This is a genomic window from Martinezella lusitana, assembly GCF_016901135.1.
Lineage (GTDB): Bacteria > Pseudomonadota > Alphaproteobacteria > Rhizobiales > Rhizobiaceae > Rhizobium > Rhizobium lusitanum_D.
Map to the genome: position 1 here is coordinate 55,392 of NZ_JAFEVL010000015.1, position 16,240 is coordinate 71,631.

Below are 16,240 nucleotides of genomic sequence, written 5' to 3' on the forward strand. Positions count from 1 at the left end.
GCCCCGTATGTTTTGCTAGTTCCCGGAATGCTTCTGTTGTCGGTCTTTCTGATCGTACCGAGCCTCTACGGGTTCTGGCTAAGCCTTCATGAGTTTGACGGATTGAACGTCGGCGAATGGAGTGGGCTATCACAATATCTGGCGGTTCTGCGCGACCCAGAGTTTCGCAGTTCTCTATGGCACACGGTGGTTTTCGCGATCATCGTTGTCATCGGGAAAAACGTTGTTGGTCTAGCACTGGCCGTGCTCATGAACGCCCCTTTGAGGGGGATCCGCATCGCGCGGACTCTGGTGTTTTTGCCTGTCACGATGAACATCATCGTTATCGGCGCATTCTGGACGTTCTTCCTGTCGGCCAGCCGGTTTGGTGGCCTGTTCAATGAAATGTTGAACGCTGCCGGACTGGGTGTGCTGCAAGCCTCCTGGCTAAGTTCAGAGGCAACGGCTCTCGCAAGCGTTGCCGCTGTCGAGATTTGGCGCTGGGCGGGCCTGCACATGCTCTTGTTCCTGGCCGGCATGCAAGCGATCGAGCCTCAACTCTATGACGCGGGCAGGATGGATGGTGCGAATTCATGGCAGCGGTTCTGGAACATCACATTGCCGCAGCTCGGGCCGGTCTTGTCCGTTTCAATTCTCCTAGCACTCATGGGAGCCTTTGTGCGCAGCTTCGACGTCGTGTGGGTTCTGACACGCGGAGGTTTTGGAACCGATGTGGTGGTCACTCACATGTACTACGAGGCGTTCCAGTTCTCTCGGTTCGGCCGGGCGGCCGCGATGGGCTACGTACTTTTCGCGATCATAGCCGTCATCACGTTCACCTTTCTTCTCATCACGAAAAGGAGTGGACGCGATGACTAGCCGAGCGTCAAACGGTCTGTGCGTCCCGGCTTTCTCAACGGCGGTGCTGGGATACCTCGCGCTTGCAATCGCAGTGACCCAAGCGATGTGGCCGGTCTTATGGATTCTCTTCGGTTCCCTGAAATCACGCCAAGAATTCTATACCAATCCCTGGGGGCTGCCGCGCAGTTGGCAATTCAGCAATTATACCGATGCATTCGTGGTCGCTCGTATCGGTGACTATCTCGTCAACAGCTTGATTGTCGTTGGTCTCGGCCTTGCGATCCTGCTGATCACCGCATCGACAACCGCATACGCGCTGGCTCGGTTTTCGTTTCCGGGGCGAGGTGCGGTGAGCGTGTTGATCCTCACCACGATGATGGTGCCACCGGACATCCTCACCATACCGTTGTTTGTTGTCTTGCGCTCTCTTGGCCTATTGGGCGGATTTTTCGGCTTGGCATGCATCTATGCAGCGGGCGGTTTCGGAATGTCGGTATTCCTGCTTCGGTCGTACTTCCTTGCAGTCCCCGTTGAATTGGAAGAGGCGGCGACCTTGGAGGGCGCAAGCCCGCTCACAATCCTCATCCACGTGATCCTGCCGCTGACATTGCCTGGTTTCCTGGTCGTTACGATCATTCAGGCAATGGGTATGTGGAACGATCTCTATCTTGCATTCGTGTTTTTGCGCGACCCGGCATCGGCTACCGTCCCCTTGGGATTGCTGAACTTTTTCCATCGTGAAGCAATCGACTGGCCGCGGCTTCTCGCAGCTCTGAGCATCCTCACCGTGCCTGTGCTCGTTTTTTATTCGCTTTTCCAACGGAAGTTTGTGGAAGGCCTAACCTCTGGAGCGGTGAAATGACGTCCGGTCGCCCCCTATTGATCATGTCAAACATCATAATCGACGACGTCTGGGAAGCGGGTGGCGTGCACCGGGGTCCTAATCTTGGTGGAGCCGCCGTCTGGGCGGCCGTCGGCGCCCGCTTCTGGTGGCCGGCAGTCGGCATCGTCGCTGGTGTTGGAGAAGATATCGAACAGGTCAGCAGCGGACTATTGCGCAAACATCAGCTTCTGCCCAATGGCGAACTGAGGCGAGCAGCCCACACCATTCGTTCGACGTTACGATATCAGGATGATGGTGGTCGTACGGAAACTCCTGCTTTCGGTCCAGACCACTTTCAAAGCCTTCAACTCACCCCAGACGACATCCCCGGGCAATTTCGGCCCGCTTCTGCAGCCTATATCTTTCGCGATTTGTGGCCGGAGTTTTGGAATAGCTACACGCGCCATCGCTCCGATCTTGGAACCACTCTTTGGGAGCTACAGGGAGACGTCGCCGGTCCTCAACATTGGCCAGCAATCAAGGAGCGCCTTCCGGACATAGACATCTTTTCACTTAACCTCGCTGAAGGTTGCAGCCTATTGGGCGAAGCACTGTCGCCGCGAGAGATCGCAGCCGAACTCGTCAACGCTGGCGCACGTGTTGTTGTGCTCAGAATGGGTGCTCAGGGCGCATTGATTGCAACAAGCGATCACCGACTGACCGTCCGACCTCCAAATTACCAGGTGGTCGACGTTACTGGAGGTGGAAACGCCTTTTGCGGCGGATTTCTTTCAGGTTGGGCTCTGAAGCCCGGAGATCTGGAGCACGCGGCACGCACCGGAGCCGCATCAGCTGCGCTGTGCATTGGACAATACGGACTACCTGATCCAGCGACAGCCAATTTCGCGGTGCGGCTTGCCAATGCCTGTCACGTGGAGTGGGAGCCCATCGACTCTATTGCGGGGGGCACCGTTCATGCATGACGCAAAGATCCCTTCGCCAACTGTTGCCATAGGGGCGACGCAAGCACAGCGGCAAGTCAGTCGTGTCAGGGTCAGAAAGTCCGGCAGCGGTTTCCAATACGCACTTTTTGTCCTGCCAGCACTGCTCCTCAGTGCCTCTGTCGTCGTCGTGCCTGCGCTTTTGACTTTCGCAGCATCTCTGACCGATTGGGACGGTGTGTCCGAGCCGTATTGGGTTGGATTGGAGAATTTCCAGGATCTTCTTTCAGACGGAATATTCTGGCAGGCTATCGTCAACAATATCACCTGGACGGTCATTTTCTTGACCGTTCCCATGGCGGTCGCTCTCGTTGCAGCCTCGATCCTGCTGAACAGAAAGAAGAGCGCAGCCATTTACCAAGTCATCCTCCTGACGCCGTACATTCTTTCCCCGATCGCAAATGCCAGCATCTGGAAGTTCATAATTTTCGACCCGATCTCTGGTGTCGTTTCCTTCGCCAATCGGCAGGGAATTCCGCTTCCAAACCCTCTCGGCGAACCATCGGCTGCGCTTTACGCAGTAGCGGCTGTCGATATGTGGCACTTCTGGGGTTATCTGGCAGTCGTCTTTCTAGCCGCTATGCGCCAGACCCCAGCAGATCAGCTCGAGGCTGCGTTTCTCGAAGGTGCCAATGGCTGGCAGGTTTTTCGCTACGTGACCTTGCCAAACATACTGCCGACGATCGCGCTGATGTTTGCGATGGTGACGATCTTTTCCTTCCTCACATTCGACTACGTGTACCTCCTCACGAACGGTGGGCCGGCGCACTCGACGGAAATGCTATCGACGCTCGCCTATAGCGCGGCGTTTAGGACCTTCGAAGTCGGCAAGGCCGCCGCCATTGCGCTCTTCATGAGCCTATTTGGGCTCGTTGCGTCGTTTATTTACGTCTGGATGAGCCGGGAGAGCCTGCGATGAGCCAGTCCATTCCAAACGCTCGAGCAACGCAGCGAATTTCTGGGAATCTGTTTCTTGGTCTTGCGGTGGTCGTCGCATTGGCACCGTTCTGTCTCGTGATCATGAATGCCTTCAAGCCACATGTGGACATTGTCGCCAATCCCTTGTCGCTCCCCAAGACCCTCAGCTTCGCAAATTTTGTCACGGCCTGGACAACCGGTCATTTCACGACAGGGCTCATCAACAGCGTCGTGATCTGCGCGTTCACCATTGTGATCACAGTTGGGTTTGCAGCGCTTGCGGCATTTCCTCTTGCCCGCAGGAAAGGTCGGATCTGGAGAGCCATTTCGATCTATTTCCTTTGCGCCGTGACGGTGCCGATCCAGCTCTTCATTTTCCCGCTTTACTTTATCTACGCAGCACTGGGTATCGTCGGAAACCTGTTCGCAACAAGTCTCATTCTATCGGCGATCAATCTCCCGCTCGCTATTTTTTTGTTGCGCACCTACGTCCTCGCCATCCCGACGGAACTCGATGACGCCGCATTCATGGACGGCGCCGGGCCGTGGAAGACATTTTGGTATGTCATTCTTCCGCTCCTCCGACCTGGCCTGATCACAGTCGGCATCCTCGTCGGCTTCAATGCCTGGAACGAGTTCATGATCACCTCGACCTTCCAGCAGGGTCAAGCCAATTTCACGATGACCCTCGGCTACCTGTCGATGAATTCAACGATCGTCACTGATCGCGGGATCATGATGGCCGGCGCACTCATCATCATCTTTCCCATCATTATTTTCTTCCTCGCGATGCAGCGTTTCTTCATCGGCGGAATGACAGCAGGAGCAGTAAAGGGATGAACATGCCAATCGATAACAAGAGCATTTTGAACAAGGACGGGTTTGCAGAAAAGACCTATGCCGGAGTCGTCGGAAAACTCATCGGCGTATATCTGGGTCGAGCCGTGGAAGGCTGGTCCTATGATGCGATACGCAACACTTTCGGCGAGATCGATTACTTTGTGAACGACAAGGTCAACTGGCCGCTGATCGTGCCCGATGATGATATCTCCGGCACATTTTTGTTTTATCGCGCGCTCGAGGACAATGGCTTTCCGACAGATATCTCCGCCAAGGCGATCGGCGATACATGGCTGAACTATATCATCGAGGACAAGACCGTTCTCTGGTGGGGTGGCCTCGGTCGTTCGACCGAACACACCGCTTACCTTCGGCTGAAGAATGGTATCCATGCGCCCGAAAGCGGGTCGGCAAAACTCAATAGCCGCGCAATGGCGGAAGCGATCGGCTCAGAGATTTTCATTGACACCTGGGCAATGTCGAACCCCGGAAACCCGGAGCGAGCTGCCGATATGGCCCGCAAAGCTAGCACCGTCAGCCATGATGGTATTGCGGTCGAGGCGGCGGTGCTGCTCGCCGCAATGCAGGCCGCCGCCTTTACCGAGACGGATATCAATAAGCTCCTTGAGATCGGCCTGCGCCATTCACGCCACGACGAATTGAGGCGGATCGTAGGTGATGTTCGCGAGCAGTGCGCTAAGGCCAACCACTGGAGAGATGTCCGGCAGTGGCTGGAAGAAAACCACTCCTATCGCCATTATCCCGGTTGTTGTCCGATGGTTCCAAACCATGCGCTGTTGCTCGCATCCTTCATCCTCGGCGGAGACGACGTGCAGCACGGTCTCAAGATCGCGGTTTCGTCTGGCTGGGATACGGATTGCAACGCAGGCAACTTAGCGTGCCTGAATGGCATCCGTCTCGGCTTGAAGGCGTTCGAACAGGGTCCCGATTTCAGAGGGCCGATCTCCGACCTGATGTACGTCGTCGGCGCGGATGGCGGCGACTGCCTCAGCGATGCCGTCATCGAGACGCGCCGTGTTCGCAGGACCGCCGCAGCTCTCAACGGCTGGGCCTATGACCAGCCAAAATCGCGTTTCGCATTCGAATATCCAGGCTCCGTGCAAGGCTTTCAGTTGTGTCCGCTGCATGACGGAAGGCAAGCGGTAACCGCCGTCGGTAATCTGAACATGTCGGGTGGCGATAACGGCCTCGAAATACGCTACGAGGCACTCGCCAAGGGTGTAAGCGGGTCGGTTTCCGTCCCGACCTTTATTGATCCGAAGCCGCGTGCACTATCGGAGACCAGCTACTTCGAGGTGCTCGCCAGTCCGTCAATCTATGGTACCCAGACCGTCAAGGCCACGGTTCGCGCGTTTGACGCTGACACGCCGCTCCTGAACTTTTTCGTCATCCACTATGATGGTGATGGCAACCTTGCGAAGGTCAAGGGAGAAACATTCAACCTCAAGAAGGGCGACAACGCTCTTATGTGGAAAGTGCCGGACGTTAGCGGTCTACCTATTCACCGCGTCGGCGTTGAGCTGAACGCAGAAAAGCGTATCACCGGCAAGATCGCGCTGCTCGACATGGATTGGTCCGGCGCGCCGGAAGCCTTCGTCATGGGCTCTGCTCCCGATCTCTCGCCGAGAATGTCGCCGTTTGACACATCATCATATTGGTTGAAGTCCTTTGTCAGCTCTGCCTTGCATTTCAGGCCGGATGTCGACACCACTTTTGCCCTTTCCCATCCATTCGAAAACGGTGCGATCACCACAGGTGGCCGCGACTGGGACGACTATAAGGTGTCGTCGCGCCTGACCATGGATCTCCATCGCGCGGCGGGTCTGATCGCACGATCCCGCGGTCACCGGCGTTACTATGCCGGCATCGTGGAAGATCAAAAGGCGAAAATCATCAAGCGCAAGGACGAACAAGTCACCGTCCTCGCGGAAGTCCCATTCGCCTACGACGAGAACACGAAACTTAAGTTCGTGTTCTCCGCCAAGGGCAATCAGCTTGACCTTGCGATCGACGGCAACGCGTTGGTGAAGGCAGCAGACGCTGAATACGTGAGCGGCGGAGCTGGCTTCCTCATTGAGGAGGGCACCATTCCGGCGCTTGGCTTCGAAGTTCACTCTCTGGCGTAAGACGATTAAGGAACGACGAAAATGGCAGATCTCCGTCTCAACCGAGTGACGAAGAGTTATGGCGATCATTTGGTAATCGAACCGCTCGATCTCGCGGCTGAGGCGGGGGAATTCGTTGTCTTTGTCGGCCCGTCCGGATGTGGGAAGTCAACACTCCTGCGAATGATTGCTGGTCTCGAGAACACGACCGGCGGTGAAATCGAGATTGGGGGAAAGGTGGTTACACACCTTTCCCCTGTCGATCGCGGCGTGGCAATGGTGTTCCAGAGCTACGCGCTTTATCCGCACATGACGGTCGAGGAAAATATTGGCTTTGGCCTCAAAATCGCCGGCCTTCCCAAGGCGGAGCGGAAGGCAAAGGTAGAGAAGGCTGCGGAAGTATTACAGCTGACGCCTTATCTGCAGCGAAAGCCCAAAGCTCTATCAGGAGGCCAACGCCAGCGTGTTGCGATCGGCCGTGCGATCGTCAAGGAACCTCGAATTTTCCTGTTTGACGAGCCGCTTTCTAATCTCGATGCAGAGCTCCGCGTTCAAATGCGCCTGGAGGTCGCGAGGCTTCATCAGGAGCTCGGTGCCACAATGATCTACGTCACGCACGATCAAGTGGAGGCAATGACGTTGGCTGACAAGATCGTCGTCCTCCGCGGAGGGAGGATCGAGCAGGTCGGCAGTCCGATGTCGCTCTACGAAGATCCCGACAACACCTTTGTGGCGGGCTTTATCGGCTCACCCAAAATGAACTTCGTCAAGTGCGCCGTAGACGCGGTCGACGAAGGTCGCGTTTCAGTGACGGCTCCCGAACTGGGCGAAGGTTCGTTCACCGTCTCCAGCATGCGAGGACAGGTGGGTCTCGGGACTGACCTTACTCTCGGTTTCCGTCCCGAACACGTGGCGATCGGGAGCGACCTTCCTGTCACCGCACGGATCGAGGTCGTCGAACGGCTCGGAAATGTGACCTACGCCCATATCGCAACATCCCAAGGTGCCCGCCTGATCCTGGAACTCAGGGGCGACGATCGTGCCCGGCAAGGAGATTCCATTTCCTTCAAACCCAATCCCGACAGAGTGCTGCTCTTTGATTCCAACGGCCAGCGCGTCTGACGGTAACGACTGAAACAATAAAAGAGAGGAACTGAACATGAAGCGGATTTTTGGAAGTGCATTGATCATTGCCGCCAGCCTCGGTGCAGGGCCAGCCCTTTCGAAGGACAAGGTCACAATGTGGTTTTGGGGCGCGTCGCCCGCCTATCAGCAGGCACTGGATGACGCGCTGATTAAGCCGTTTAACGCCTCGCAGGATAAGTATGAGCTTGTCATCGAGTACCGGACCTCCGTTGACAATGATGTCCGTACATCCGTAATGGCCGGGCAGGGGCCAGACCTCGTCTACACTTCAGGCCCGTCCGACGTGACGCCCCTAGCGAAGGCCGGCAAGCTTGCGCCGATGGAAGACTATGCGAAGAAATATGGCTGGAACGAGCGCCTTCTTACACCGATCCTCGATAGCTGCCAGCAAATTGGGCATCTCTATTGCCTGCCGCCCTCTGTGATGGCCGACGGCATGTATTACAACAAAGCGGTACTCACGGAGAATGGCTGGGACGTTCCGAAGAACAAGGAAGACCTCGAAAAGATCATGAAAGCCGCTCAGGCTAAGGGCATGTATGCCTCGGTGACCGGCAACAGCGGTTGGCAGCCGATCAATGAGAACTACGCTTCCATCTTCCTCAACCAGATAGTTGGACCAAAGTCCATCTATGAACTGCTTACCGGAAAAGGTGACTGGTCTTCGCCGGATATGGTGGCTGCGATCAAGGAACTCGATCGTTGGTACAAGGCAGGCTACCTCGGTGGCAAGGACTACTTCTCACTGAACTTCGACTCGTCACTTTCCCTATTGCAGCAAAAGCGGGCGCCTTTCTTCTTCGCGCCCTCGTTCAGCTATCAGTGGGCCGTGAACTATTTCAAAGACGCCAATGCTGACGATCTTGGGTTTACGGCATTCCCAAATATGAACCCAGCGCAGCCCTATCCAATCTACTCGATTGGAAGCGCCTTCACTTATTCCATCAACGCTAACTCCCAGGTGAAGGACGGCGCCGCGATGGTTCTCGACATGATGATGTCGAAAAAGTTCGCCACCGATATCGCGAAGGTCTGGCCGGGTTATTGGTCTATTCCGCTCAATGATTTCCCGAACGATCCTTCCGCGACCGGCATCACCAAGTCCTACTATCAGGCGATGGCGGACATCACCGCCGCAGTGAAGAAGGGACAATTCGGATACAAGATCGTCGCGTTTTTCCCGCCCGCGACCAAGGATGTCTTCATTCAAGATCTGGAATCGGTCTGGTTGAGTAAGGAGACACCCGAGGAGATGTTGCAGAAGGCCGGAAAAGCCTTCGAGAAAGAGTATCGTCGCGGGCTTGTACCGCAGGTTACCGCACCGACCTTCTAAATGGATCTGCCGCGCGGAGACGCGCGGCAAACCTTTCTTAGGGATTGGACCAATGCAGCACCCGGAAAACATCGCACACCAGATCGAGCAAAAGGTTCGTCCGTTCGCCCGCGCTGACTCTCACTTCCACCTCGACTTCAGTCGGTTCATACCTGGCTTCCATGGCGACGAGGAAGCCGCCTCACGCTTTGCCAAGCACCCAGCATATCAACGCAGCCACCGTGTCTTCATCACGCCAGACAATTCGCTGATCCCGATCCGGCAAAGTCTCTTGGAGGAGGGCAGGGATATTGTGTTGCCGACCTATGGCCTCCACGATGGATTCATCATCATATCGGCGGCAACGATACCGATGGGCCACGAACGCTTTGCGAGTTGGCTTGACGGAGCACAGCACTTTGGCAGATCGGTAAGCCTGGAAGAACTGTGGCAACGGGGAGCATTTGACCTTATCGTTGCGGGCGCGGCCGCTGTCGATCGCGCAGGGCGACGGTTTGGTATGGGCAGCCATTATCTTGACATCGAGTGGGGAATCTTTGCCGAAGCGGGATTGGTGAATTCCGAGACCTCGGTTGTTGCCATCGTCCACGACTCTCAGGTTTCGGACCAATTGGTCTCTGCAAGCACCAGTCATGTCCGGGCCGATGTCGTGGTAACAGCCACCCAAACGTTGGACATTGGAATCAAATCGAGGCCGGTTGCTCTCGATTGGAGCTTGGTCGAACCGGAACTGTCTAATGCCCCACCGCTTCTGGAGCTGAGGTGAGACCGCTAGCGGCTATTCCGGCGGGCTCGTGAGATGCGAAGTGGAACCTCACCTGCCCGGACCAAAGTGCGACAGTGTACTCCGTCGGCTTGTCGGCCGCGTCGTAGCCGGTACCCGTAAAGCGAATAGCTTGTGTTTCGGCGTCGATATGAAGTTGGTGCGCTTCAGAAGGGGAGACGCTTACCAATTCTACGATGTTGTCGGTTCGAGAGAGATGGACACCGTAATGCTCCGCCAGCGCAGCCCACAGGGATCCATTGGTCAGGTCTACATTCTCGATGCTCGGAAACCGAGTAGTGGGAAGCCAGGATGTGGTAACGGCCATCGGGCGTCCCTCGACCTCTCTGACGCGCCGGAATACAAGGCACTGCTCGTCCGAACCCAGAGCAAGAGCCACCCGAACTTTCTCCGGTGGATCGATGACAGCTTTAAGATCGACGATTGTCTTCGTTTCAAAGCCCTGACGACGAAGTTGCTCAGTGAAGCTCATCATCAAGCTCAACTCGAAGGTCACCGGTTCCTTTGGTGCGACGACAATCGTTCCTATGCCATGTGTACGCTGGATGAAGCCGCTCGAAGCGAGGCCTTCCAGGGAATGTCGAATAGTCATTCGGCTGATGCCATAGAGGTTGGCGAGCTCGGTTTCGCGGGGTAGCCGGCTACCGTTGGCGAGTGATCCCGACAGGATCTGACGCCGGATATCCTGCTCGACCTGCGCGTATACCGGAACAGGTGACTCCACGTCGATCAACCCCGGCTCGAGACCACCTTGCTTGCTTGGCATTTTCTTTCCTCGTCAATGGTTTGACCAACTCTCGGTGACTCGGATTTCAAAAAAATACAAGCCCCCTTGCTGATAGAGGTATCATAATGTAGACCTATCGCAACAGCACAGAGGAAAATGAGAATATGACTATCTTAGTAGCAGGAAGCGCAGCGCACGAAGACCTCATTCTCGACGCGGATCGCCAACCTTCGTCCTCCGAAGTTGCCACTCTTGCAATCAACCCTGGTTCCAAGGGCATTTGGCTACCAGGAGGTGCTGCTAGAACAATCTCGCTCGCGGCGAGAATGCAAGGCGCCGATGTGCGTCTTTGGTATCCCCAGCCTGTGACGGATCGCGCGATAGCCCTTCTCGAAGAGATGGGCGTGGATATTTCCCAAACGCCAGTCCAAGACATCGACGCCGTTCGCTGCCTCTTGGTGTACGGGAACGAGGGCCGACTTGCCTGGTCGACACGCCTTCTTTCCGTCGCTCCAGCTTATATTGAGCGCCTTTTGGAGGGCGTGACGCACACTGTGATTTCGCCGGTCTGGGGGCCGTGGGCGGACATTCTCGTCGAGGCCTGTGACAAGCGCGATATCCCGGTCTCCTTGATCGGCGACGCGTCACCACAAGCTCGGGCCTATAAGTGGCATACGGTAATCCTTGATGCGGAGCAGTTTTCAGCCATTGGCGACATCAAGTGCGAGACGGCTGTTGTCACAGATGGAGAGCGTGGCGCGACGGTCCGACGCAACGGGGCGCTCACAAAGATTGAGGCGGTTAAAGTCAGGGTGGTCGACACCACCGGAGCCGGAGACACATTCGGTGGTTCTTTCCTTGCCTGCAGGCTCTTGGGGCAAGGCATCGCCGACGCTGGAAATATAGCGGCGAAGATAGCCGCGCGTGCGTGTGAGGGATGGGGTTCGTGGGCCGCATTCGAAAAAAAGGAGCAAGCTAAATTGTCAAACGATATTTTCGATCGGATTGAAGGCGCACTGCTGGCAACAGCCTGTGGTGACGCGTTTGGTATGCCAAACTCGTTTCTGAAGTCGCCCCCATGGCGCTCCCAGATGGATGTTGGTCCGGAAGACAGCCCGTATCACGCGGGATACCCGGCCGGCCGCATCACAGATGATACCGAACAGGCGCTCGCTCTGACAGACGCCTTGGAAGAAGGCTTTACGCCCGAAATCGTCGCAAGGCACCTGAATGACTGGTTTGTCAGTGTCGGCGGCGAAGACTCGCTTGCCGTCGGACCAAGCACCAAGCGTGCACTCATGGCATATCAGGCCGGTGCACCGGTTTCTGAAATCGGACGTTTCGGCGTGACGAACGGCGCCGCAATGCGCATTTCCCCGATTGGTGTCTATGGAGCAATCGCCGGCCTTACGCTCGAGCAGCTTGGAAGGCTCGTCGCCATCGCTTGCATGCCTACCCACGCCACAAGTCCGGCGATCTCAGGCGCGCTAGCGCTCGCCGCCGCGATCTCGGCCGGGATCGAGGGCAAATCCTGGGAGGAGGTTATGGCTGCCTCGGTTGCTGGCGCCCGGCTTGGAGCGGAGCATGGAAACTGGATTTATGCTGCCGATATGGCATCTCGGATCGAGCTGGCTCGTCGTTTGGCTAGCCAAGCAAGCAGCAAGCTTGAGCTCGCAAGGCTGATGTCGGAAGTCGTCGGCGCTGGCGAACCAACGACTGAATCTGTTCCCGCTGCCATCGGAATTGCCGACTTCGCTCGTGGCAATCCCACGCTTGCCATCGAAATCGCAGGCAATCTTCGCGGGGATACTGACACCGTTGCTGCCATGGCTGGTGCCGTATGTGGCGCCTTCGCCGGAGCGTCTGCACTACCGAAGGAGTGGGGAACGCTTGTAGAGGTAACAAACAGCTTCAGCAGCCGTCAGTGGGCGGAGCGACTTCAAGCGCTTGCAGAGCGCGACTCGGCCGGAGCAAAGCGGAGTGCTGCGGCATGATCCCGACCCTCATCGATTGCGATCCCGGGATCGACGATTCTGTTGCGATCTTTTTTGCACTTGGCTCGGGCGTCCTTGACGTCCGAGCTATCACGGCGGTCTCGGGCAACTTGACCTCGAACATATGTGCACAAAACGCATGCCGGATCCTCGACCTTGCGAACCGGCGCGACATTCCGGTCGCTGCCGGTCCTATGAAGCCCCTTGTTCGCCCATATCCACGTGACCCCTTCTCACATGGCAGCGATGGACTTGGAGAACTCAATCTGCCTGAGCCGAGCCGAGAGCCGGATGGCGTTTTTGCGCCCGACCTGATCATTCGTGAGGCAAACCGCCACAACGGTGAGCTCGTCATCCTGGCTTTGGGGCCGCTGACCAACATCGCACTCGCTCTCATCAAGGATCCGCTTCTACCTCGTAAAGTGAAGCGTTTGATCATCATAGGGGGCTCCTACGGCTTTCAATCGAACGGAAGTACGCGCGCGACGGGCGACAACCCCGCAAGCGAATGGAACATCTATGTCGATCCTGAAGCTGCAAAGCTCGTTTTCGAGGCCGGCTTTAATCTATCTGCTGTCGGCCTGGACGTTGCCACCCATCCATCGATAGAGCTTTCGAAGGAACATAGAGCCACTCTGCTCGGCTCAGCAAATGCCCAAAGCGAATTCCTGTTGGGCGTTGTCGACTTCGTGGAGAAGCGGGGCTTCCGATCGTACTGCGGATTGATCGACTCTCTTGCGGTCGCGACGGCGATTGATAGCAGCGTCCTGAGATACGAAGCCGTTGCTGTTGCAATCGAAACGCAAAGCTCTCTCAGCCTCGGACAAACGATCGTAGATCGTCGCGATCACTTCCGCTGGTCGAATCTTCCAATTGTGGATGCTGCGAGCGAGGTCGATGCTCAGCGCTTCTTCGAGTTGCTGATAGCGAGCATCACTTCTCCTGTCCGAACCGACACGGAAAACTGAAAAAGGGGATAAGAAATGGATCACAAATCGTCCGTGCGGGAACGGGTTTGGGCCGATCTGCGCAAGGTCGCACGCGCCGATAGCCGTTTTCACTATGATTTCGGCGAATTTATCGCGGACTTCGAGGGCGGCGATGCGGCCTGTGCCCGGCTCACCAGCCATGAGTACTACCGCAATAGCAAGCTAATCTTCATCGCGCCCGATAACTGCATCGAGCGGTTGAGACTCCAAGCCCTTCGCGATGGCAAGAAGGTGCTTATGACGACCTACTCGATCAAACGGGGTTTCTGGTTACTGGATCCCGATGTCATGAGCCCCGAGGATTTTGTTTATGCCTCGACACTCGACGGCATGGAACGGGTGGGGCGACCCGTGACACTTGCTGAAATTTCGTCCATGCAGCCGGTGGATTATCTTGTGACCGGGACGGGTGCCATCAACCATGAGGGCGTTCGGTTCGGCAAGGGGCATGGGTTCTTCGACGTCGAGTGGGGCATGCTTTTCAAGCTCGGGCGGATTACCATCAATACGCCGGCTGCGGCCGTTGTGCACGACTGCCAGCTCCTTACCGAGAAGCTTCACCCAGAAGTTTTCGACACTGTTGCCGATGTGATATTCACGGCCACTCAGACCATCCGCGTCGAGAACCCGCATAAGCCAACCTGTGGAATTATATGGGATGTGCTTGACCCGCACATGTACGAGACGATTCCGCCTCTACAGGAATTGCGCGCCATGGGTCTTTGATCCCAGCGTAGCAGGAACTGTACTGTCGAGTGGCGGCTGCGCGCCGCCGCTCGAAACTCGCGGTATCCGCAAAGGCTCAGCAGATACTCTCGCACCGTGATCAATTGCTTGTCGGCATACGGAAGTGAAGGCGTCTTATAAGCGTACCGCTGCGGCCGCTGAACCTGCTCCATCCTGATACGGTGCGAAATAATATTCTTTAAGATTTTTAAGGTACGCTATATAGGTCATTATACGGTCAGCCGCCTTGCCCGGCTCGATTATCCTTGGAGATGCTGTCGATATTCAGACTGTCTTATGGCAGCGACTATGTGGTGGTATTAGGATCGATATATCGATTGTAAAAATCTATAAAGTTCTTTATATAGATCTTTATGAAGACGACACAGTATCCACCTTCGGTGCAGCGCGCCCTGCGAAAGTTGGGCCAGGACATCCAGATTGCGCGCAAGAAGCGGCGCATGACGGTGGAGGATTTTGGCGACCGGTTGGGCGTAGGCAAGGGGACGGTCATCAGACTGGAGCGGGGCGAGGCGGGTATTTCCATTGGCACGCTGACCATGGCTCTCCTGGCGCTGGGCGAGCTGCATCGAATGTCCGACCTGATTGACGTGGCGAGTGATGACTCCGGGCTGCTCCTTGACCGCGAGCGCCTGCCGGAGCGGGTGAGACATCCTCGCCCCACTTCACGCTCCAAGGATGAACCGCAGGACAATGGACCAGAGACCGAGGGGATGGGTTTCTAACCATGGTTTCGCGTACCGTCCGCCTGGCGCTTGGTGAGCGTCTTCTCTCAGTTGGCAAGCTGACTTTCGACAGCGATGGCCGGCGACAGTTCAGCATGTTCCGATATGATGAAGCCTGGCTGACACATCCTCAGCGGTTCGCACTCAGCCCATCGATGCCGCTTTCCGATTCTCCCCATATCGCGTCGGGGTCCAGGGAAAACATGCGTGCGGCGCTCCCGTACGCGATATCTGACGCCGCGCCCGACGCCTGGGGTCGAGGCATCATATCGAAATCGCTCGGTGGCGCTCCAAGCGAGCTGGATTTTCTCCTGGCCGCCGATGATCGGACCCGCCAGGGCGCACTGCGCTTTCTGGACGAGGATGGTAAGCCGCTCTCGGACGCCGATCCGCCCGTGCCGCGCCTGAACGATCTGGAAGATCTAAGAGAGCTCGCGCGGGCCTATGAACTCGATCCCGATATGGCCCGCCAGGCCGCCGATCGGTTAATCGGCTTTGCCGGATCACTGGGCGGGGCGAGGCCAAAATCGAGCTTCGACGATGATGGCGTGCTGGCCATCGCCAAATTCACCTCGGAGAACGACACCATGCCCATCGAGCGCGTCGAGGTGGCGACGCTGAGACTCGCTGCGAAGGCCGGGATCCGAACGCCTGCGGCGCGCCTTGAGCTGGCGGAGTCAGATCGACCGGTAGCGATCATCAGCAGGTTCGACCGCGGTCGGGGAGTGCGAATACCCTATATCTCAGCGCAAACTCTCACCGGCATCGACGCTCGGGAGGGCGGTTACTACACCGACATCGCGGACGCGATCCGCGCGTATGGGCTCGAACCGCGCAAGCAGATCCTCGAACTCTATCGCCGTATGCTATTTACGCTCTTGGTCTCGAACAACGATGATCACCTCAAGAACCATGGCTTTCTCTACGGCGGCAACGACAAATGGCTCATGGCGCCGATGTTTGATGTCAATCCGCAACCCGAGCGCCATCGCCATCTCGAAACCGGTATCAGTGAGTTGAGCGGGAACAATCCTTCGGTTGAGGCGGCCATCGAGGCTTCGCCATTTTTCGACGTCGATCGGGACGAGGCGGTGAGCATCCTTGGCGAGGTGCTGATAGCCGTCGAGCAGAATTGGAAGTCGCTGCTGCTGGAGGCGGGTCTAACCGAAAAGCAAGCAAAAATCTATGCGTCGGCCTTCGATCACCACGAGACCGAAACCGCCCGCCGCCTTGTTATGCCGAACTAA

General features: G+C 56.7%; 15 protein-coding genes. 14 read left to right on the plus strand and 1 reads right to left on the minus strand.

Translation table 11 applies throughout. The annotated features are described in order from the left end of the window. Positions 1 to 36: 36 nt before the first annotated feature. From JTP94_RS06185 to JTP94_RS06225, 9 genes are read left to right on the plus strand one after another with little or no spacing between them, the layout of a single operon-like run. Complete coding sequence (locus JTP94_RS06185) at positions 37 to 858, plus strand: carbohydrate ABC transporter permease (protein ID WP_204849660.1); 822 nt, start codon at positions 37 to 39, stop codon at positions 856 to 858. Beyond that, positions 851 to 1,702 carry a carbohydrate ABC transporter permease gene (locus JTP94_RS06190; RefSeq protein ID WP_204849661.1) on the plus strand — a complete coding sequence of 284 codons (852 nt, stop codon included), beginning with the start codon at positions 851 to 853 and terminating at the stop codon, positions 1,700 to 1,702. The genes JTP94_RS06185 and JTP94_RS06190 overlap by 8 nt, the downstream gene beginning before the upstream one ends. After that, the gene (locus JTP94_RS06195) at positions 1,699 to 2,646 is read left to right on the plus strand and encodes a carbohydrate kinase family protein (protein ID WP_204849662.1); all 948 of its coding nucleotides are present in this window, start codon (positions 1,699 to 1,701) and stop codon (positions 2,644 to 2,646) included. Before JTP94_RS06190 ends, JTP94_RS06195 begins: the two co-directional genes overlap by 4 nt. Beyond that, positions 2,639 to 3,583, plus strand: coding sequence for a carbohydrate ABC transporter permease (locus JTP94_RS06200; protein ID WP_204849663.1), 945 nt, complete (start codon positions 2,639 to 2,641; stop codon positions 3,581 to 3,583). The genes JTP94_RS06195 and JTP94_RS06200 overlap by 8 nt, the downstream gene beginning before the upstream one ends. After that, the gene (locus tag JTP94_RS06205) at positions 3,580 to 4,422 is read left to right on the plus strand and encodes a carbohydrate ABC transporter permease (protein WP_204849664.1); all 843 of its coding nucleotides are present in this window, start codon (positions 3,580 to 3,582) and stop codon (positions 4,420 to 4,422) included. The genes JTP94_RS06200 and JTP94_RS06205 overlap by 4 nt, the downstream gene beginning before the upstream one ends. Next, a complete protein-coding gene (locus tag JTP94_RS06210) occupies positions 4,419 to 6,569 on the plus strand; it encodes an ADP-ribosylglycohydrolase family protein (RefSeq protein WP_246754676.1) in 2,151 nt (716 codons plus the stop codon). The genes JTP94_RS06205 and JTP94_RS06210 overlap by 4 nt, the downstream gene beginning before the upstream one ends. A 21-nt stretch (positions 6,570 to 6,590) precedes the next feature. After that, entirely contained in the window at positions 6,591 to 7,670 is a 1,080-nt protein-coding gene (locus tag JTP94_RS06215) for an ABC transporter ATP-binding protein (protein WP_204849665.1), read from the plus strand. 37 nt (positions 7,671 to 7,707) lie between these two features. Further along, positions 7,708 to 9,027, plus strand: coding sequence for an ABC transporter substrate-binding protein (locus JTP94_RS06220; RefSeq protein WP_204849666.1), 1,320 nt, complete (start codon positions 7,708 to 7,710; stop codon positions 9,025 to 9,027). Positions 9,028 to 9,079: 52 nt separating this feature from the next. After that, the gene (locus JTP94_RS06225; RefSeq protein ID WP_204849667.1) at positions 9,080 to 9,793 is read left to right on the plus strand and encodes a 5-formyltetrahydrofolate cyclo-ligase; all 714 of its coding nucleotides are present in this window, start codon (positions 9,080 to 9,082) and stop codon (positions 9,791 to 9,793) included. On the opposite strand, the gene JTP94_RS06230 is transcribed toward JTP94_RS06225, so the two are convergent. Continuing rightward, positions 9,762 to 10,577 (minus strand): GntR family transcriptional regulator, encoded by an 816-nt coding sequence (locus JTP94_RS06230; protein ID WP_204849668.1) that lies wholly within the window; start codon positions 10,575 to 10,577, stop codon positions 9,762 to 9,764. The two genes, JTP94_RS06225 and JTP94_RS06230, sit on opposite strands and share 32 nt — an antisense overlap. A gap of 125 nt (positions 10,578 to 10,702) precedes the next feature. On the opposite strand from JTP94_RS06230, the gene JTP94_RS06235 reads away from it, so the two are divergent. From JTP94_RS06235 to JTP94_RS06255, 5 genes are all read left to right on the plus strand, one after another. Continuing rightward, on the plus strand, positions 10,703 to 12,532 hold the full coding sequence (locus JTP94_RS06235) for a PfkB family carbohydrate kinase (protein ID WP_204849669.1): 1,830 nt from the start codon (positions 10,703 to 10,705) through the stop codon (positions 12,530 to 12,532). After that, positions 12,529 to 13,500, plus strand: coding sequence for a nucleoside hydrolase (locus JTP94_RS06240; RefSeq protein WP_204849670.1), 972 nt, complete (start codon positions 12,529 to 12,531; stop codon positions 13,498 to 13,500). Before JTP94_RS06235 ends, JTP94_RS06240 begins: the two co-directional genes overlap by 4 nt. Before the next feature lie 15 nt (positions 13,501 to 13,515). Further along, entirely contained in the window at positions 13,516 to 14,247 is a 732-nt protein-coding gene (locus JTP94_RS06245; protein WP_204849671.1) for a 5-formyltetrahydrofolate cyclo-ligase, read from the plus strand. Between the two features lie 374 nt (positions 14,248 to 14,621). Continuing rightward, positions 14,622 to 14,993: a helix-turn-helix transcriptional regulator gene (locus JTP94_RS06250; protein WP_204849672.1), complete on the plus strand. Its 372-nt coding sequence runs from the start codon at positions 14,622 to 14,624 to the stop codon at positions 14,991 to 14,993. 2 nt (positions 14,994 to 14,995) lie between these two features. Next, positions 14,996 to 16,240 carry a type II toxin-antitoxin system HipA family toxin gene (locus JTP94_RS06255; protein WP_204849673.1) on the plus strand — a complete coding sequence of 415 codons (1,245 nt, stop codon included), beginning with the start codon at positions 14,996 to 14,998 and terminating at the stop codon, positions 16,238 to 16,240.